Origin of the sequence: Mesorhizobium sp. M8A.F.Ca.ET.208.01.1.1 (assembly GCF_004791315.1) — a bacterium.
Lineage (GTDB): Bacteria > Pseudomonadota > Alphaproteobacteria > Rhizobiales > Rhizobiaceae > Mesorhizobium.
Map to the genome: position 1 here is coordinate 411,547 of NZ_SRUT01000003.1, position 18,733 is coordinate 430,279.

General features: G+C 63.8%; 16 protein-coding genes. 2 read left to right on the forward strand and 14 right to left on the reverse strand.

Annotated features, from left to right (window positions below):
* Positions 1–57: 57 nt before the first annotated feature.
* The 5 genes from EN851_RS18655 to EN851_RS18675 all read right to left on the reverse strand — a co-directional run bounded on the left by EN851_RS18655 (position 58) and on the right by EN851_RS18675 (position 5,682).
* Positions 58–1,032: an ABC transporter substrate-binding protein gene (locus tag EN851_RS18655; RefSeq protein WP_135929885.1), complete on the reverse strand. Its 975-nt coding sequence runs from the start codon at positions 1,030–1,032 to the stop codon at positions 58–60.
* Between the two features lie 415 nt (positions 1,033–1,447).
* Positions 1,448–2,212 carry an SDR family oxidoreductase gene (locus EN851_RS18660; RefSeq protein WP_127278416.1) on the reverse strand — a complete coding sequence of 255 codons (765 nt, stop codon included), beginning with the start codon at positions 2,210–2,212 and terminating at the stop codon, positions 1,448–1,450.
* 57 nt (positions 2,213–2,269) lie between these two features.
* Positions 2,270–2,851 (reverse strand): hypothetical protein, encoded by a 582-nt coding sequence (locus EN851_RS18665; protein WP_135929795.1) that lies wholly within the window; start codon positions 2,849–2,851, stop codon positions 2,270–2,272.
* 100 nt (positions 2,852–2,951) lie between these two features.
* A complete protein-coding gene (locus EN851_RS18670; RefSeq protein ID WP_245520771.1) occupies positions 2,952–3,749 on the reverse strand; it encodes a DUF427 domain-containing protein in 798 nt (265 codons plus the stop codon).
* Between the two features lie 277 nt (positions 3,750–4,026).
* Positions 4,027–5,682 carry an ABC transporter substrate-binding protein gene (locus EN851_RS18675; protein ID WP_135929797.1) on the reverse strand — a complete coding sequence of 552 codons (1,656 nt, stop codon included), beginning with the start codon at positions 5,680–5,682 and terminating at the stop codon, positions 4,027–4,029.
* Between the two features lie 116 nt (positions 5,683–5,798).
* Here EN851_RS18675 and EN851_RS18680 point away from each other — a divergent pair, with 116 nt between their 5' ends.
* On the forward strand, positions 5,799–6,701 hold the full coding sequence (locus EN851_RS18680) for a LysR family transcriptional regulator (RefSeq protein ID WP_135929798.1): 903 nt from the start codon (positions 5,799–5,801) through the stop codon (positions 6,699–6,701).
* 32 nt (positions 6,702–6,733) lie between these two features.
* Here the strand turns inward: EN851_RS18680 and EN851_RS18685 are convergent, their stop codons facing one another.
* The 8 genes from EN851_RS18685 to EN851_RS18720 form a co-directional block, all read right to left on the reverse strand.
* On the reverse strand, positions 6,734–8,776 hold the full coding sequence (locus EN851_RS18685) for an ABC transporter ATP-binding protein (protein ID WP_135929799.1): 2,043 nt from the start codon (positions 8,774–8,776) through the stop codon (positions 6,734–6,736).
* Positions 8,769–9,641 carry an ABC transporter permease gene (locus EN851_RS18690; RefSeq protein ID WP_127279103.1) on the reverse strand — a complete coding sequence of 291 codons (873 nt, stop codon included), beginning with the start codon at positions 9,639–9,641 and terminating at the stop codon, positions 8,769–8,771. The genes EN851_RS18685 and EN851_RS18690 overlap by 8 nt, the downstream gene beginning before the upstream one ends.
* A complete protein-coding gene (locus EN851_RS18695) occupies positions 9,638–10,591 on the reverse strand; it encodes an ABC transporter permease (RefSeq protein ID WP_127279106.1) in 954 nt (317 codons plus the stop codon). Before EN851_RS18695 ends, EN851_RS18690 begins: the two co-directional genes overlap by 4 nt.
* 70 nt (positions 10,592–10,661) lie before the next feature.
* Complete coding sequence (locus tag EN851_RS18700; protein ID WP_127873048.1) at positions 10,662–12,326, reverse strand: ABC transporter substrate-binding protein; 1,665 nt, start codon at positions 12,324–12,326, stop codon at positions 10,662–10,664.
* A 258-nt stretch (positions 12,327–12,584) separates the two neighbouring features.
* Positions 12,585–13,769: a mandelate racemase/muconate lactonizing enzyme family protein gene (locus EN851_RS18705; protein ID WP_135929800.1), complete on the reverse strand. Its 1,185-nt coding sequence runs from the start codon at positions 13,767–13,769 to the stop codon at positions 12,585–12,587.
* Positions 13,766–14,872 (reverse strand): mandelate racemase/muconate lactonizing enzyme family protein, encoded by a 1,107-nt coding sequence (locus EN851_RS18710; RefSeq protein WP_135929801.1) that lies wholly within the window; start codon positions 14,870–14,872, stop codon positions 13,766–13,768. The genes EN851_RS18705 and EN851_RS18710 overlap by 4 nt, the downstream gene beginning before the upstream one ends.
* A 33-nt stretch (positions 14,873–14,905) precedes the next feature.
* A complete protein-coding gene (locus EN851_RS18715; RefSeq protein WP_127873051.1) occupies positions 14,906–15,598 on the reverse strand; it encodes a GntR family transcriptional regulator in 693 nt (230 codons plus the stop codon).
* Positions 15,599–15,712: 114 nt separating this feature from the next.
* Positions 15,713–16,501: a 2OG-Fe(II) oxygenase gene (locus EN851_RS18720; protein WP_135929802.1), complete on the reverse strand. Its 789-nt coding sequence runs from the start codon at positions 16,499–16,501 to the stop codon at positions 15,713–15,715.
* Positions 16,502–16,615: 114 nt separating this feature from the next.
* On the opposite strand from EN851_RS18720, the gene EN851_RS18725 reads away from it, so the two are divergent.
* On the forward strand, positions 16,616–17,524 hold the full coding sequence (locus tag EN851_RS18725) for a LysR substrate-binding domain-containing protein (protein ID WP_135929803.1): 909 nt from the start codon (positions 16,616–16,618) through the stop codon (positions 17,522–17,524).
* 44 nt (positions 17,525–17,568) lie between these two features.
* On the opposite strand, the gene EN851_RS18730 is transcribed toward EN851_RS18725, so the two are convergent.
* Positions 17,569–18,720, reverse strand: coding sequence for an efflux RND transporter periplasmic adaptor subunit (locus tag EN851_RS18730; protein WP_127279204.1), 1,152 nt, complete (start codon positions 18,718–18,720; stop codon positions 17,569–17,571).
* Between the last annotated feature and the right edge of the window lie 13 nt (positions 18,721–18,733).

Genomic DNA, 18,733 nt, shown 5'->3' on the forward strand with positions numbered 1-18,733 from the left:
ACCAGGAATTGAGACCCGGCTGGTACCAGTCGGGTCTCCCTTTTCCAGTCGGAGCGATCACTGCGCCCAGGCTTTCCAGTCGGCTTCGTGGGCGGCGATCCAGGCAGCGGCGACATCCTCCGGCGTCTTGCCGTCGAGATCGATCTCGCCGCTCATCTTGTTCAACTCGTCGGTGTCGATCGTGTAGGCTTTGGCCACCTTGTAGGCGACCGGCCATTTGTCCTTCATGCCGTTCCAGGAATATTTCCAGATCTCGCCATGCGGCTTGCCGCAGTCGTATTTGGCGTCCGGGTTCACGCCCCATTTCGGGTCGTTGTAGCACTCGGGTGTGTATTCGGGGAATTGCACCCATTCGCCCTTGTATTTTGCAGGCGCCCAATGCGGTGAGTAGATCCACAGCATGATCGGCGCCTTGCGCTGATAGGCGGAATCGAGTTCGGCGAACATCGCCGCATCGGTGCCGGCATGGATGACGGTGAAGGGCAGTTTCAGCGCCGCGACACGTTCGTCGTCAAAACCTTCCCAGGTCACCGGGCCACCGAGATAGCGCCCTTTCGGTGCCGTCTCGGCGGTCGAGAACGATTCCGCGCAGGTGGCGTCGAGCAGGGCGTGCCAGTCCGGCAAGGTCGGGCACTTTTCCTTCATGTATTCGGGAAACCACCACTCTTCCTTGGCTTTTGGGCCGAGCTTGCCGAGCCGTTCGGTCTGGCCAGTGGCGTCGGAGGCCTTCATGGCCTCGCCGGCGGTGGTGTCCCAGAACTCCAGGCCGACATCGATGTCGCCATTGGTGAGGCCGGTGGTCAGGCTGGAGAGATAGTCGGCGGTCGGATATTCGACGGTATAGCCGAGCTTTTCCAGGATGCCGCCGAGGATCTTGGCGTTGAGGTTGACGCTGGTCCAGTCGAACAAGGCAATCTTGATCGGGTCGTTGGACTCCGGTGCCGCTGCCTGCGCTGTCGGCGTCATGACACTTGCCGCGGCAAGTGCAAAAGCTCCCATTGAGAATTTCGAAATCACACTGCGAACTGGTATTGCTTGGTTCTCCTTCAAGCTGTGACGTTTATTGGTCGTTCCCTTCTTGCGTCTTTTCTTGATTGTGTTGGAAAGGCTGGCTGTTGCGCAAGGCTGTTGTCGCCAGCGGCGCAAGGCCGGCGCGGCGATGCTCGATTTCGATGATGACGGATGCTGCCGGGGCGGCCCAGTCTCATGGCCGATCGATCGCCGCGATAGCAATCCGCGGATCACTTGCCAGTCCTGCGGCGCCCTGCAAGGTGCGAGCCATCAAGGTCATGATCTCGGCTGTTGGCCGGCAAGCCCCGTCTCGCCAGCGCGTTTCATAGGATGAAATTATATATACCAACGTTCATGCCGCGCAACGACTAACGCCGGGCCGGCTGCGAATTTCATACTGCAGGCGAAGTGCCGCAATCGCGGCCGGATGTGCCGCCTACCAGCAGACGTAGCCACCATCGACGATCAGGTCGAGGCCGGTAACGAAGCTCGACGCCCGGCTGGCCAGGAACACCGTCGGCCCGACCATTTCCTCGGGCGCCGCCATTCGTCCCATCGGCGTGTCGCGTTTGAAGATCTTGACCTCTTCCGCAACCTCCGGCCGCTTGTTCATCGGCGTCAGCGTGTAGCCGGGGCTGACGACGTTGACGCGCAGCCCGCGATCGGCCCACTCCATGGCGAGGCTCTTCGACATATGGATGACGGCGGCCTTCGACGAGTTGTAGTGCGCCTGCGTCAGCCCGCGATTGACGATGGTGCCCGACATCGAGGCGATGTTGATGATCGAGCCCTTGCCGCGCGCCAGCATCTTGCGCGCTTCGGCCTGGCAGGACAGGAACACGCCGGCGACATTGACTTCGTGCACCCTCCGCCATTTGTCCAGCGACAGCGCCTCGGCTGGTTCCGAGCCGGCAATGCCGGCATTGTTGACGGCGACCGTCAACGCACCGAGTTCGGCTTCGATGCGATCGATGGCCGTGGCGAGGTCACCCTCCGACGTCACCGTGCCGGCCAGCACCAGCGCCTTGCGCCCGAGTGCCGTGATCCGGTGAGCGGTTTCGTCCAGCCCGCCCTTCGACGTATGGCCGAAACAGGCGACATCGGCGCCTGCTTCGGCCAGCCCGATCGCGATTGCCTGGCCGATGCCGCTGCCGGCACCGGTGACCAGTGCGACGTCACCATTCAGTTTGAAAAGATCCATTGCTAGCCCTCCCTGTGCGGTGAGGGTATTCGCTATGCCGTCTCTCGATCAACCTCTTCAGAAATCACAGGCCTTCGGGCGCATTTCAGAGGACCAGTCCTTCAGCGGTACCGGTTTGAACTTGCCCTTGATGGGTTTGCCCGCCTCCAAATCCTTGGAGACGGTACCCTTGCCGGTGAGATAGTTGATGTCGCAATCGCCAAGCGTCGTCTCGACGCCGCTCGACGTCTGCTGGTTCCAGTCCCAATTGCGGCTATAGCCCCCGACCAGGAACTTGCCCTGGCGATGCACGATCGTCAGCGTCTCTTCCGTCGATTTGCTGGCGCCGCAGCCGAAGCAGGACGTAACCGACAGCGATCCCTTGTTCTTGCTTTCGAGATCGATGACCCGGTCTTCCGTCAGCCCTCTCCTGACGAAATCCGCTTGGCGTGAGGGACCGGGCTTTTCCGAGTCCAGATAGATGTAGAGATCGGCGGGGCCGCCGGCCTCTTGCTGGACGACCGCCCGGTCGCTCTTGCCGTCCCGATCGATGTCGAGCTTCAACTCGAAGGCGGGAGCGTTCTTGGCAAGCACCGGCATCGGCGTCGCCGCCAGGGCGACAAGCCAGGGCCAAATCGCATGATGGAGTGCTTTCCTCATAAGCAGGTGTCCGCCGCAGCACAAAAATAGCACCGCTGCCGACGGACGCAAATGCGAAACGCAAGGCTGAACCAGGTCCTGACCAGTCGAGCGTGAAGGCTCAGAAATATCCGTCGGACGCGGCCGTGGCCTCCTTAGGGATTTCGACGCCGTCGACCAGGATCTTGTCGACCAGTTCGTGGTGGAAACAGACCAGTCCCTTGATGCGTTCTGCTTCATGCACCGGCTCTGGATAGTACCAGACCAGGTTCTCGTGGCGCTTCTTGGCTGTCGTCACGTGATAGTAGTTGGAGATGCCCTTATAGGGGCAGCGCGAAATGTAGCGGCTGGGCGCAAACATATCGAGCCGTGTGTCCGAAATGGGCAGATAATGGCGCACTGGATGCCCGGTCTCGAACAGGAACACGCCGCGCCGCGAATCTGCGACCTGCTCGCCATCGAGGATAACCTGTACGCGCCGCGAGGAGGGCAGGCAGTCGACGCGGCGGAACGGATCGCGGGCATGGACGAAGATCTCCTCGTCCTCCTCGAACCAGTGGCCCATCTTGCTCCACACGAACGACATGTAGCCTGACATCGGCGGGCAACCCTTGACGGGATCGAGATAGCGCCATGCGCCATCCTCGACCAGGGTGATGCCTGTATTGAGCGAGTAGTGCGTGGCGACGCCCTTGTATGGGTCTTCCGTCGTCGTCTTTGAGGGCAGCAGGAATTCCTCGCGCACGTCTTCGATCGGAAAATAGTAGACCGGCAGATGGTCCGATTCGTACAGAACCAGTGCCCTGGTGGTGTCGGCAACGGTCATCGAACCGACCTGGACCCGCAGCCGCTTCAGCGACGGCATGGTGAAGGCGACATAGCCGGGCTCGAAATCGTACTGCACGATAGTGTCGAGCACGGGGAAATGCGGTCCGCGACCGCGCAGATGAGGCTTGCGAATGGTAGTCTCCCGTTTCTTGTCTGTCGTGGCCGGACGAGGGCGCATGGCTAGGGCGATATGAGGCCGAGCCGATGGCCGGCGAGGGCTTCCGGGCGGCGGGCGTTGCCGGTGTCGAACCGCTGGAACGATGGCCCCCCATCGTTTGTCGCGGCCCTGTTGCCGGACAGCCTCGCCGCCCGAAACACGGAGCGGTCCAATCTGGCTTCTGCCTGTTCGAGCATGATCTCGGCAGCCTCTACCCCAGCGACACACGATCGAGCAGCAGCCCGGCGGCGATCGGCGGCAGGCCGCTGACATTCTTGCGCACCGGCACCAGAAGGTCGGGGAAGTAGCTGAAGATCACAGGCGTCTCGTCGAGCAGCAGTTTCTGGATGTCGGATGCCGCCGCGCGCTGCGCGCCGATGTCCAGCGCCTTGAGATAGCTGGCGACCATGCCGTCATAGGCAGGGCTCTTGAAATGCGCGGCGTTCCACGGGCCGTCGCCGACCAGGGGGCTCTTCAAAAAGACATTCGGCACGCTGCGGTGAGCGTAGTCGGTGATGCCGAGCGGGCTGTCCAGCCAGTCCGACTGGCCAAACACCGCCTTGCCGTAATATTTGTCCTGATCCTCGATGTTGAGCGAAATGCGGGCGCCGATCTCCTTGGCGAAATTCTGGAACAGTTGCGCATAGCCCGGAATGTCGGAATAGCGCAGCGTCGTCAGCGTGATGTCGAAGCCGCTGGCGAGGCCCGCCGCATCCATGAGTTGCTTGGCCTTGGCGATATCCTGGGTGCGCTGCGCCACCGACTTGTCGGTGGCGGGGAAGGCCGGCGCGAACGGGCTGTCATTGCCGGTGGCCGCCATGCCGCGGCACAAGCCGTCGACCAGCTTGGACCGATCGATGCTGAGCGCAAGCGCCTGGCGCACGCGCTTGTCGGTGAAAGGCGCCATGTCGCAGCGCATGTGAAGCTGGCGGTGCGCCGTCGAGGCGACGCGCAGCACCGTGATGTCGGGGCTGTTCAGCACCACCTGGCTGACATCGAGCGGAACCGCGTCGAGAATGTCGACCTCGCCGGCCTGCAGCGCCAGGATGCGCGGCTGCACGTCGCCGTAGAACTTGAATTCGAGACGGTCGGGCAGCGCCTTCTCGCCCCAATAGTCGGGGTTGCGCACGAAGGTCGCACCGACCTTGGGCGTGTAGGTCTCCATCCGGAACGGCCCGGTGCCCTCGAAGGTCTTTTCGTAGTCGCCCTTGTAGCTCGCCGGCAGGATGACAGCGTTGTAATTGTCGATCGATACCGAGTAGGGAAAACTGCCGTTCGGCGCGTCGAGATGGAAGGCGACGGTGTGGTCGTCGACCTTCTGGGTGCCGCCTTTCGACAGCAGGCCCTTGAACACCGACAGCGCGTTGGAAGCGCCATTGGGATCGGCCAGCCGATCGAACGTCGCGACAACGTCCTCGGCCTTGAAGTCCTCGCCATTGTGGAATTTCACGCCCTTGCGCAGCTTGAAGGTCCACACGCTGCCGTCTTCGTTGGGCGACCAGCTTTCCGCCAGAACCGGTTTCAGGGTCAGATCCGGCTGGGTGATGCAGAGGAATTCGGCGGTCTGGAAAACCAGCTGGTAGCTGCCGCTGTCATAGAAGGTGTCGGGGTCGATGGCGCCGCCCGGCGTCGCCACACCGGCGCGCACCGTACCGCCCTGCTTGCCCTCGGCGCGGGCCTTTTGCGTCCCGAAACCCGCCGCTCCCAGAATGCCACCAAGCAACGGCAGCGACAGGCCAAGCACGCTGCCGTGGCGCAGGAAATCGCGCCGGTCGAGCCTGCCGGCCAGCAATTCGTCGACAGCGGAATTTTCGATTGCGGTCAGGTTTTTGCGGGCGGCGTCAATCGTCATGAAATGCCTTGGCATGGCTGCATTCCTCGCTTGCCCTTGGGAGATCGGCCATTTAGGGCATTGTTGACCGCGACCGGAAAGCGATATTTTTTGATAGGGTCCATCGAAATTTTCGATGGAGGAGTGATGGCATGGATACCGAAAACCTGCGCAGCTTCCTCGAAGTCGCCGAACATGGCAGCTTCACTGTCGCCGCCAACCGGCTCAATCTCGCGCAATCCACCGTCAGTGCGCGGATAAGGGGGCTTGAGGAGCAGTTGGGGCGCCGGCTCTTTGTCCGTGACCGCGACGGCGTCACGTTGACGCCAGCCGGCCGGCAGTTCCTGCCGCATGCCTCCTCCATCACTCGCACCTGGGAGCAATCCAGGCAGGATATCGCCGTTCCCGATGGCTACGAGACGCTGTTGCGCTTCACCGCGCCAGCCTATCTGTGGGAGCGCATCACCTCGCCATGGGTCGAGTGGATGCGCACCAGAAGGCCGAACGTGGCGCTACGGCTGGAAGGAAGCTTTCCCGACCAGGCAATCGACCAGTTGGCCGAAGGCTTGCTCGACATCTGCATCCTCTATCTGCCGCGCCCACATCCCGGCATCGTCTACGAGACGCTCGCCGTCGACCAGGTGGTGCTCGTCCAGCATGCCGCCCAGACGCAGCCGTGGACCGAAAACTACATACTGATGGACTGGGGGCTCGAATTCCGCATCGAGCATGACCGGGCATTCGCCGGCATGGTCAAACCGGCTATCTCGGCGGGGCTGGTCTTCATCGGGCTCCAGCATGTCCTGTCGCAGCACGCCGCCGCCTATCTGCCGCTCAGCGCCGTCAGCGGCCATATCGAGCGCGGCGAAATGCGACGCATCGACAACACGCCGGTATTTCAACGGCCGATCTATCTCGCCTATCCCAGCAATCCCGCCTCGTCCGACACGCTCGACGTCGCGTTGACCGGGCTGCGCACGCTGGCCAGGGATTGGACCGAAGGTCAGGGGTTTTCGGAAGGCGACCGTTCCCTGGGCATCGCCAGCCAGGTGTAACCGGCCAGGCAAATGCCCCATGCGATGTCTCGCTATGCCGGTTCGGCCACCGCTGTCTTTTGCAGCCGCGCCAGTTCCGCGTAGGGAATATGGCAGCGGATCGAGTGTCCCGGCTGCGCCTCGGCCAATGGCGGCTCCTGCTGTTCGCAGATGGACCCGATCTTGCGTGGACAGCGCGTGTGGAAGACGCAGCCCGAGGGCGGGTTGGTGGCGCTGGGGATTTCGCCGTCGAGCCGAATGCGCGCCGTCTCGGTCTGGTCGAGCTTGGGCACCGCCGAGAGCAGCGCCTCGGTATAGGGATGATGCGGCCCGGAGAAAACGTCCTCCGATGGCCCGAGCTCCATGATGCGGCCGAGATAGAGCACGGCGATCTTGTCGGAGAGGTACCGCACCACGCCGAGGTCGTGCGAGATGAAGATGTAGCTGACGTCTTCCTTCGACTGCAGGTCGGCAAGCAGATTGAGGATCGCCGCCTGGACGGAGACATCGAGTGCCGAGGTCGGCTCGTCGCAGACCACGATACGCGGATCGCCGGCGAAGGCGCGCGCAATGGCGACGCGCTGCTTCAGCCCGCCCGAGAGCTGGCGCGGTTTGACAGCCAGATGCCGGTCGGTCAGGCGTACCGAGCGGACGAGATCGTTGAGGCGCGCCTCGAGGGCGGCACCCCTGAGCCCCGCCAGCCGCTTAAGCGCCCGGCCAATGAGATGGCGGACTGAATGCGAACGGTTGAGCGCCGAATCCGGGTTCTGGAAGACGATCTGCATCGCCTTGACCTGGTCGTCGTCGCGGTTCTCCAGCTTCGGCGCCAGCGCCTTGCCCTCGAGCTCGATGGTGCCGCCGGCATCGGGCGGCACGAGCCCGAGCAGCAGCCTGGCGAAGGTGGTCTTGCCCGAGCCGGATTCGCCGACCAGGCCGAGCGTCTCGCCGGGCCTGAGATCGAGCGACACGTCCTTGACCGCGCGCAGCGGATAGCCATGGCTGGCATAGGTCTTGTTCAGCCCCGCCACACGCAGCACCGGCGCGCTCGCGGGCTTCGGTGCCGGCGCCACGTCGGCGGGCGTGGCGCGCGGCAGCGATTGCGCCTTGTCGTGATGGAAGCAGCGCGACAGCCGGGTTCCGCGCTCGTCGCTCAGCTCATAGAGCGGCGGCAGTTCGGTGCGGCAGCGGTCGTCGGCGAGCGCGCAGCGGTCGGCGAAGGCGCAACCCTTGATGACGGCGCCGATGCCAGGCAGGAAACCCGGAATGGTGTCGAGCCGGCCCTGGTCCTTGCGCTGGCCGCCGCGCGGCAGGCAGCGCAGCAGCGCGACAGTGTAAGGATGGCGCGGATCGTTGAAGACGACCTCCGTTGGTCCTTCCTCGACCAGCATGCCGGCATAGAGCACGCCGACCCGGTCGCACATGTTGGAGACGACGGCGAGGTTGTGGCTGATGAACAGGATCGAGGCTGAGAGTTCCCGCCTGAGCTGCGCGATGAGGTCGAGCACCTCGGCCTCGACTGTGGCATCCAGCCCAGTCGTCGGCTCGTCGAGGATCAGCATCGAGGGGTCGTTGGCCAGCGCCATGGCGATCGCCACGCGCTGCTGCATGCCACCCGACAGCTGGTGCGGATAGCGCTGCATGACGCTTGGCGGATCGGAGATGCGCACCCGGTTCAGCATGGCGATGGCGCGATCGGTGGCCGCCTGGCCGGTTATGCCGCCAAGCTCGAAAATCTCGGTCAGTTGCCGGCCGATGCGGATCGACGGGTTCAGCGCCTTGCCCGGATCCTGATAGACCATGGAGACGCTTTCGGCCCGTGCGCGCCGCAGTGCCTCGGCGTCGAGCTTCATGACATCCTGGCCGTCGAGCGAGATGGCGCCGCCCGATATCGAGCCGTTGCGCGGGAGGTAGCGCACCACGGTGAGCGCCACCGTCGACTTGCCGCAGCCGGATTCTCCGACCAGCCCGTAGGCCTCGCCCTGGCCGATGGTGAGGCTGAGATTGCGCAGCACCGCGCGATTGCGGCCGGCGACCCGGTAGGCAACCGACAGGTCTCTGAGTTCGAGCGCGTTTTTTGCCACGGCGGGTTCAGTCATTGAAGGCCCCATGCACACCGTCGGCGGCCAGGTTGACGCCGATCACCAGCGAGGCGATGGCCAGCGCGTCGAACAGCACCGTCCACCAGAAGCCGCCGCCGATCATGCCGTAATTGCTGGAGATCGAGAGGCCCCAGTCGGGTGACGGCGGCTGGATGCCAAAGCCCATGAAGGAGAGCGTGGCGACGGCGAAGATGGCATAGCCCAGTCGCACGGTGGTCTCGACCAGGATCGGCGGGATGACGTTGGGCAGGATCTCGACGAACATCGTATGCAGCGCGCTCTCATGCCTGAGCTGTGCGGCCGCGACATAGTCGAGTTCACGCTCGGCCAGCACCGCCGAGCGCACGGTGCGCGCGATGATCGGCGCGAAGCTCAGGCCGATGACGATGATGACGGTGGTCTTGGAGGTGCCGAGCGCGACGATGGCGAGCAGTGCCACGATCACCACGGGGATCGCCATGAAGGCTTCCAGGATGCGGCTGACGACATCGTCGACGATGCCTCGGAAATAACCGGTGAGCAGGCCGAGCGCGGTGCCCGCGACCGTCGCCAGCAAGGTCGCCAGCGGCGCGACGGTGAGGATATCGCGCGAGCCGACGATGACGCGCGAGAACACATCGCGGCCGATCTGGTCGGTGCCGAACCAGTGCTCACGCGAGGGCGGCGCCAGCGCGTTGATGATATCGTCGGCGAGCGGATCGTAGGGCGCGAAGCGTTCGCCAAACAGTGCGCAGGCAACCCAGAACAGCACGATGGCGAGACCGACAAGGAAGGTTCGCGATCGCAGCAGGGAGAAAAAGACTTCGGCCAGCGGGCCGCGCTTGCGCGTGTCGTCCTGTGAGGTGGTCTGGACGGCGCTCATTGGTCTGACCCCAGGCGGATGCGCGGATTGAGCACGGAATAGAGGAAGTCGGCGGCCAGGGTCGCCACGGCATAGACGATGCCGATGGTGAGGATGCCGGATTCCAGCATCGGAAAATCCTTGCCGCGCGCCGCGGTGAAGATCAGCGAGCCGATGCCCTGGTAGCGGAACAGCGTCTCGATCACCACCAGCCCGCCGATGAGGTAGCCGGTCTGGGTGGCGATGACGGTGATGGTCGGCAACAGCGCATTGCGCAGCACATGGCGCCAGATCACCGTGCGCCAGGGCAGGCCCTTCAGCACGGCGGTCCGCGTATAGTCGGAATCGAGCGCCTCGATCATGCCCGAACGCGCCATGCGCGCGATATAGCCGAACAGCACCAGGAACAGCGGCAGCGATGGCAGGATCAGGTAATAGAGCTGGGTGAAGAAGCCGGCATTCCTGGGCCAAGCGGCCGAGATCGGCAGCCAGCGCAGCCATACGCCGAAGATCAGGATCAGGATGATGCCGGTGACGAACTCGGGCAGCACCGTCACCGACAGGCCGCCGAGGCTGATGATGCGGTCGAGCGGACGGTTGAGGTTGAGCGCCGCAATGACGCCGCCCAGAATGCCGATCGGCACCACCAGCACGAAGGCGACGGCCGCCAGCTTCATCGAATTGCCGAGCGCATCGATGACGAACGGCGCCACAGGCGAGCGGAAGATGTAGGAGGTGCCCATGTCGCCCTGGACGAAGTTGGAGATCCAGCTCCAGTACTGGACAAGCAGCGGGCGATCGACGCCGAGTGTGTGATTGAGCGCGTCCACCGCGCGCTGGTCGGCGAACGGGCCGAGGATCGCGCGCCCGACATTGCCTGGCAGAACCTGGCCGCCCAGGAACACCATGATGCTGAGCAGGAACAGCGTGATCAGCGACAGGGACACACGCCGCGCAAAGAAGGAGAGAATGGCTAAGACTCCTTGCAAAGCCAGCTCCCCGGAGGAGCTGGCTATTAGAGGACTGGCTTTCCCTTTTCGCTTACGCCTTCGACGCCTTATCGAGGAACAGCTGCGACATTGCTGTCGGCTGCACGCCGGCCACGCCCTTCGCCGTTGCCGTCAGGTAGTCGTAGAAATAGCCGAAGATGACCGGGGTTTCCTCGAGCAGAAGCTTCTGGATCTTGCCGGCGTCGGCCTTCTGGGCTTCGAGATCGAGTGCCGCGATATAGCTGGTCGCCAGCGCGTCGTAGTCCTTGTTCTTGAAGTGCGCTGCATTCCAGGTGCCGTCGCTCTTCAAGGGAGCGGCAAGATAGACATTCGGCACGCCGCGATGGCCATAGTCGGTGATGCCCATCACCGAATCCAGCCAGTTCGATTTGCCGAACACCGCGTCGCCGTAATAGGCCCCCTGGTCGAGGATGTTGAGTTCGAGCTCGATGCCGATCTCCTTGACCCAGTTCTGGATGAGCTGGGCGTATTCGGGGATTTCGAGGTAGCGCTCGGTGGTCAGCGTGACTTTGAAGCCCTTGCCGGCACCGGCTGCTTCCATGAGCTGCTTGGCCTGCGCGATGTCCTGCTTGCGCTGCGGTATGCTCGTATCGGTCGAGGGGTAGACCGCGGCGAACGGGCTGTCGTTGCCGGCCACGGCACGCCCCTTCATCAGGCCTGCGACCAATTTGTCGCGATCCATGCTGAGCGCGATGGCGCGGCGCACGCGTGCGTCCTTCAGCGGGCCGTCGTCGCAACGCAGATGCAGCTGCTGATGCGCTGAAGACTTCAGGCTGATGATGTCGACGCTTGGATCACTGAGCAGGGCCACGCCGGCCAGCACCGGCATCTGGTTGATGATGTCGACCTGGCCGCCCTGCAGCGCCAGGATCATCGGCTGTACATCGGTGAAGAAGGTGAATTCGGTGCGTTCCGGCAGCGCCTTCTCGCCCCAATAGTCCTCGTTGCGGACGAAGGAGGCGCCGACCTTCGGCGTGTATTTCTCGATCTTGAACGGCCCGGTGCCGTCGAAGCTCTTTTCGTAGTCGCCCTTGTAGCTCGCCGGGACGATGACGGCGTTGTAATTGTCCGACGACAGCATGTAGGGAAAGTTGCCGTTCGGCGCGTCTAGGTGGAATTCCACCGTGTAGTCGTCGACCTTCTTGCTGGCGCCCTTCGACAGGATGCCGGTGAACACCGACAGCGCGTTGGACGAGTTTGCCGGATCGGCGAGGCGGTCGATGCTCGCCACCACGTCCTCCGCCTTCATCTCGCCGCCGCTGTGGAACTTCACGCCCTTGCGCAGTTTGAAGGTCCACACCGAGCCGTTGTCGTTCGGCTTCCAGCTTTCGGCCAGTGCCGGCTTGAGCACGAGGTCGGGGCCGTCGACGCAGAGGAATTCGGCTACCTGCTGCATGACCAGGAGGCCGCCGGCGTCGGCAATGGTGACCGGATCGATGGCGGCTGCCGGCACGCTGCTGGCGACACGGATGGTGGCGCCGGGTGCGCCCTGGGCGCGGGCCAGCGACGGCATGCCGCCAAAGCCGGCGGCCGTGGTGATGCCTCCAAGCAGCGGCAGCGACAGGCCGAGCAGGCTGCCATGGCGGATGAAGTCGCGGCGGCTGACACGGCCATCGACGAGCCCGTCGATCAAGTGATTTTCGAGCGGCGAGCGATTACGCCGGATCAGGTCGAGAATGCGGTAGTTCTTGATCATGGGTTTAACCCTTTCCCCTGTTTCTTATGGTTGATGAATGTGTTTTCAGTTGACGAAAGTCCGTGGAGTTCTCCTGTCCCGGCCATCAACGATGTCAGTCGACCGGGACTGTAGCATGCGGTTTTTCTGGGTCCATCCGATCCTTCCGGCGTGCGGGTCAGATTTTCTTGAGGCAATGCTTCCATCCGTCCGGTCCTGCCGTCGCCATCCGCGCGCGGCGGCGGACTCTTATTCCGTCTCCTTTCCCGTCTCGTACTCCTAGTTCAGCGGCAAACGGCGATATGTCCCGGGCTTGGCCGGGTCGTGATATTTGTTGCACGGGCCGTTCTCGGCGAAGTCGCGATGGCAGGCCGCGAGATTTTTCCGCGACAATGTGACACCGAGACCCGGGCCTTCCGGGACACGCACCGTATTGTTCTCGGGCGAAAACGGCCCTTGCTCGGTGATGTCAATCGGTTGCATGCGAAACAGCGACTGGTTCGGCTCCCGGATCCAGCCGAGCGCCGCGCACAGGTGCAGGTAGGCCGCGCTGCCGATGCCGCTGTCGCCGCTGTAGCACCAGAAATCGATGCCCGCGTGCTCGCAGGCACCGACGAACCGCAGCATCCGGCCGATGCCGCCATGCGCCGTCGGGTTGCCGACGAAAGCATCCGGCACCTTGAGGTCCATGGCGCGCGCAATGTCGATATTGTGGGTCGAGAACGGGATCGAACAATGGCGGCGAAGCTCGCGCATCTCCTCGATCGTCGCCACCGGATCCTCCCAGTTGCGCACGCCGAGATCTTCCAGCGGCCGCGCCAGCCGCCGGGCGGTGGCCAGCGAATAAGCCTGGTTGGAATCGATGCGGATCATCGCATCGTCGCCGAGCTTCTTGCGGATCAGCTCGACCATTCTCAGCGAGACTTTCGGGTCGTCGGTCGAGAACTTGCCTTCGAAGAACGTCGTTCCATGCGTCTCGTGCAGTTCGACGCAATAGTCGGCGACGGCTTCCGGCGTCGTCTCGCCCTTTACACCAGCCCCATTGCCGCGCAGCGAGAAGTAGTCGGTGAACGGGATGTCCTTGCGCGCGGCGCCACCAAGCAATTGGTAGAGCGGCTGGTTCCATGCCTTGCCGCGTAAGTCCCAAAGCGCCATCTCGATGGCGCCGAAGGCCATGATGCGGGCGCGGTCGTTGATCGACTGCACGCCGGTCCAGAAGGGCAGGCTGACATGCTCGGCGCCGGCGATGTCGAAGGCGTCGCGGCCGACCAGCCGTTTGGCGAGACCATCGTTGATGATGGCGGCCGCCGCCGGCGTCGGCGCTTCGCCCAGCCCGACAAGGCCGTCCTCGGTCTCGACTTCGACGATGGTCGGCGAAAAACCGTCGAGTTCGCCGAACACCCAGGCATAGGGCGCTTCGAGGCGAAGATTGATAGGCGTCGCCTTGATGCTGCGGATCTTCACCGGCTGACCTCGAAGAAAGGCTTGCCGAGCAAGTCGGGAACGACGTCGATGCCGAGGCCCGGCCCGTCGGGAATGCCCATGCGGCTGCCGGTGACCGGCGGCGCGTTCGACGCGGTGCGCACGGTCACCCATTCATGGAAGGCGATCGCATGCAGCCGCCGCTCCTCCGGCGTCGACAGCGACAGATGCGCCATGGCGGATGTGTCGATCTCGGCGCCGCCGGTGTCCTCGACCGTGATCATGAAGCCGAGATCGACGGCGACGTCACGGATCAGCCGGGTCTTGGTGACGCCGCCGAGCCGCGAAATCTTCAGCGTCAGGCCGTCGGCCGCGCCGAGGCGATGGATTTCCAGCATCGCCTCGAGCGAGGTGACGGATTCGTCGAGCACCATCGGCTTGTCGAGCATGCGGCGCACCGACATGTTCTCGTCGATCGTCGTGCAGGGCTGCTCGAACGTGTAGTCGATCGCCCGCGTGGCATCGGCGAACTGCCGCGCCTGGTAGGGGGTCCAGCCGGCATTGGCGTCGCAGAAGATGACCGTGCCTTTCGGTACCGAGGCGGCGACCGCCGTGACGCGCTCGATGTCGTCATGGACATTGCCGCCGACCTTGACCTGCAGCCGTTGGAAACCGTCCTTGATGATGCGCTTGGCAAGTGCGGCCATTTGATCGACCGTGCCATGGGTGACGACCTTGTAGAGTTCCGCCGTGTCGCTTTCCTTGCCGCCGAGCAGCGTCACCAGCGGCACGCCGGCCGCGCGCGCCGCCAGATCCCAGCAGGCCATGTCGAACGCCGATTTGATGTAGGGATGGCCCTTGAACACGGTGTCCATCAGCCGGCCGATGCTGGCCAGCCCGCACGGGTCCTGGCCGATGAGGTGCGGTGCGATCTCCGGCACGCCGGCTCTCGTGCCGGCCGGGAAGGCGGCCGAGTAGAAATTGCCGAGCGGCGCCATCTCGCCCCAGCCGGTCACCCCGCTGTCGGAGGTGATGGACACGATCACGGCGTCGAAGCAGTCGGCCACGCGCCCCTTGGACATGCGGTAGGGGCCGTCCACGAAGGGCTGCACGACGTGATAGGCTTTGATGGTTTCGATCTGCACGTGGGTATCCATTGTCCGCGATGATGGGAGGGATCAGGCGCCTTTCGACGGGCGCCGTTCAAGGCCGCGCGCATAGGCAAGAAGCTCTTCGAAATCGAGGTCGATATGCTCGCGGGCATGGCGCTGGGCGGCACGCATGTCGTCGCCCTTGAGCAGCGCCACGTAGGTCTCATGGACATTTTCGGCCGGCACGGCTTCCTTGCGCGCCTGCTGGTGCAGGGCGAAGTACATCTGCAAACGGCTGGTCAGCCTTTGCCAGGTTTCCAGGAGCACCGAATTGTCGGCCCATTCATGGATCAGGCCATGCAATTGCAGGGCGGTTTCGATCTGCCTTGTGGTGTCGCGGTCGCGCGTCGCCTGTTTCACCGCCTCGTGGCGCCGGTCAAGCTCGTCCAGGAAACGCTGGTCGCGCTGCTTCCACATCCGCTCGATGGCGAACTCGTCCAGCACCTTGTTGAGTGAATAGGCATCGTCGATGTCCTTGGCGGTGACATTGATGACGAAGGTGCCGGCATAGGGGATGCTGGTCAGGATGCCTTCCTGCACCAGCTCGCGCATCGCCTCGCGCAGCGGCGCGCGGCTGACCCGCATCTGTTCGGAGATACGGAGCTCGTTGAGCTTCTGGCCGGGCTCGAGCTGACCGGTCAGGATCGCGCGCCGCAGCAGTGCCACGATTTCGGCACGGCGCGTCGTGTCGGCAATCGGGCTGAACTCCGTCTTCACCATTTGGCCCACTCCAGCGAGAACAGAAGGCAAGACAATCAGATTGTCGACAATCTAACAAGAGGCCATGCTCGAATTTCTGAGCTTTGCTTGGCAGCCCGGCCGGCTGGGCTGAAATCAAGCCGCCCGGCCATAAAAACCGACACGCTCCTCATCGCTGAACATCACGCCCGGCTTCTCATAGTAGGAGAACACCGCGATCATCCGTTCGCGGTCGCCTTCGACCGTGGTGACGCGATGCGCGGTGTTCTTGCCGCGAAACACGTTCAGCGTACCGGGCTTCATGCGCAGGACCCTGGCTTCGGGATCGCGCCCTTCGAGCAGTCTGGCAACGCCGTCATAGTTTGGATCCTCATCCGATCTGAGATCGGTGCGGTATTCCAGGTCACCGCCGAGCTCCGCCTGTTGCAGGAGCAGCGTGGTGGTGAACTCCGAGCGGTCGAAGTGCCAGTTCAGCGCTTCGCCGGCGCGATAGGCCATCACATTGGCGCGTGCCAACGGATCCTGCATGACATGCAGCCTGGCCTTGCCCATCGTCGCGGCGAGGAAACGCACCAGCGGTTCGTATTCGTAGATCGCCATCACCGTGCTGCCGGGAATCTGGTCGGCGCAGACGGTGTGGCTGATGGTTTCCACCTTGCGCAGCGCGGGGTGGTCGGGTGCCAATTCCGGAATGCTGGGCTTGAAGTAGATGTTGTGCAAACGCTTGTGGACATGGGACCGCGTGTCCATGACCGGCTTGATTTCCCGCACCGCTTGTTCGGCGATACCGGGCCGCAGAAAGCCCTCGAGATTGAACATGCCGTCGGCTGCGAGCGCGGCGAGCGACTGCTCGACGAGGCGATCCCATTCGGGGCTGCCTTCGCGATCCAGCGGATAGCGGTCGAGGTCGAGAATGTCTTCCATGTCGTATGCTCCAATCGGGAAGCTCCAAGGTTGGGCACAGGAGACGGCAAAAAATTCTTTCTCTCAACGTGGAAAATTATTAGGATTGGCCAAGAAAAACTTCTGGAGGCTGATGTGGACCGGCTGCCGCCGTTGAATGCGATCAAGGCCTTCGAGGTCGCCGCCCGCGCCGGCAGCTTCACACTGGCCGCGAGCGAGCTTGGCGTCTCCTCGGCGGCGGTCAGCCAGCAGATCCGCAATCTCGAAACCTGGTTCGGCAAGCAACTGTTCGTGCGCACCGGCAATCGCATCGCGCTGACCGACGCCGGCCACGCCATCTATCCGCAGACGGCGCGTGCGCTCGGTGACATTGCCGCCATCGGCCAGCGCATGCTCGAAGGCGGCCTGAGGACTCGGCTTGTCGTCAGCGTGCCATTCTCGCTGGCCGAACTGTGGCTGGCGCCGAGGCTGGCCGTGCTCCTCGAGGCCTTCCCGCACATGGCGATCGACGTGCGTGCCGAGGATGATCCGATCGACCTGATGCGCCAGAACGTCGACCTGCGCATCAGCTATGGCGACTATCACTATCCCGGCCTGCGGATGGTCCGCCTGGTCCATGACGATGTGCTGCCGGTCTGCGCGCCGGACTTCTGGCAGCGGCACGGCAATGGCGATACGGGCCTCACCGATCTGCATGAGAGCCTGTTCATCCACACCAATTGGGGGCCGAACTATGCCTCGCACCCGAGCTGGGCCGATTGGTTCGCGGCATGCGGCGGCAACCGGTCGCCCGACCCGTCGCAGGGGCGCCGCGTCGGCCTCTCAAGCCTGGCGATAGCCTCGGCTCGGTTGGGCCTCGGCATTGCCCTTGGACAGCGGGTGATGGCCCAGGGCGATCTGGATGCGGGCCGGCTGATTGCGCTTTCTTCCGTCTCGGTGCGCCTGGGGCACCCCTATTGCGCCTTCATGCCGCCGGCAAAGGCCGATCGCGCTGACGTCGCCGCTCTGGTCGGTCTGCTCGTGAAAACGGCGCCCGCGACCTGAGAAAGGGTCGAGGGCGCCGCGCGGAAACCGGGCCTGCGGGGGAGTCAGGTAGCCGGTTTCTGTGGGAGGGGCGAAATCGGCATTCCGGGGCCGATCTTCTGCAGATTGCCTGTGATCACCTGGTCGCCTTCGGCGACGCCGCTGAGGATGGCGACCATGTCGCCGCTGGTCGGCCCAAGCGAAACCAGCCGCTGGTCGACCGTATTGCCCTTGCCGACGACGTAGAGATATTTGCCGAGCTGGCTTGATCCCAGCGCGACCTGCGGCACCATCAGCGCATCGGGCTGTTGTTTGACGTGCAGCCGCACGCGAACATATTGGCCTGGCAAGAGCGTGAATTTGGCGTTGCCGATGGTGGCGCGTGTGGTGATCGTGCCGGTCGAGTGATCGATCGTGTTGTCGATGAAGGTGAGCTCGCCCTTCTGGTGGGCTTCGGTCTCACCCGGAAGCAGGACCTCGACCTCGATTGGGCCGGCAGCACGCGCTTCCTCGATCTGCGCCAGATCCGTCTCGCTTGGATTGAAGGTGACGTAGATCGGATCAAGCTGCACCAGCGTGTTGAGCACGGTGCCGGCAACGCTGACCAGCGTTCCCACGGAGGCCTGGTTGCGGCCCAGGCGTCCGGGGAATGGCGCATGGATTTCAGCGTAGCTCAAATTGAGCTCGGCCGTGCGCACGGCGGCCTGGTTGAGCGCCAGCGACGCCTGCGCCTCGCGCAAGGTGCTGGTGCGCTGGTCGAAGCTGTCCTTGTCCAGGTAACCGCTCTTGGCAAGCTCGGTACCGCGGCCGAGATTGGAACGCGCATAGTCGAGCGTCGCCGTATCGCGCTGCACCTGGGCCTTCGCCTGATCGAGCGCGGCCTGGAAGTCGTCGGGCGAGATCTTGTAGAGCGTGTCGCCCTGCCGCACATCGGCGCCGTCTTGCGCCGTCTGTTCCTGCAGGTAGCCAGGGACGCGCGCCTGCAGCGTGATGCTGCGGATCGGCTCGGTCCGCGCGGCATAGTCGAGGTAGATCGGGATCGTCTTTTTGACGACGCTCGCCACCGGCACCGGCATGACGAACGCGGCTGGAGCGGGCGCGGCCCCGGCCGTGCCGGCATTCAGGCTGAGATTGCCCATGTCAAGCAAGTGGACGCTGGCCACCGAGATCGCACCCAGCGCGACAGCCGTTCCCAACGCGATTTTCCATTTACGCATGATGATTCTCCAA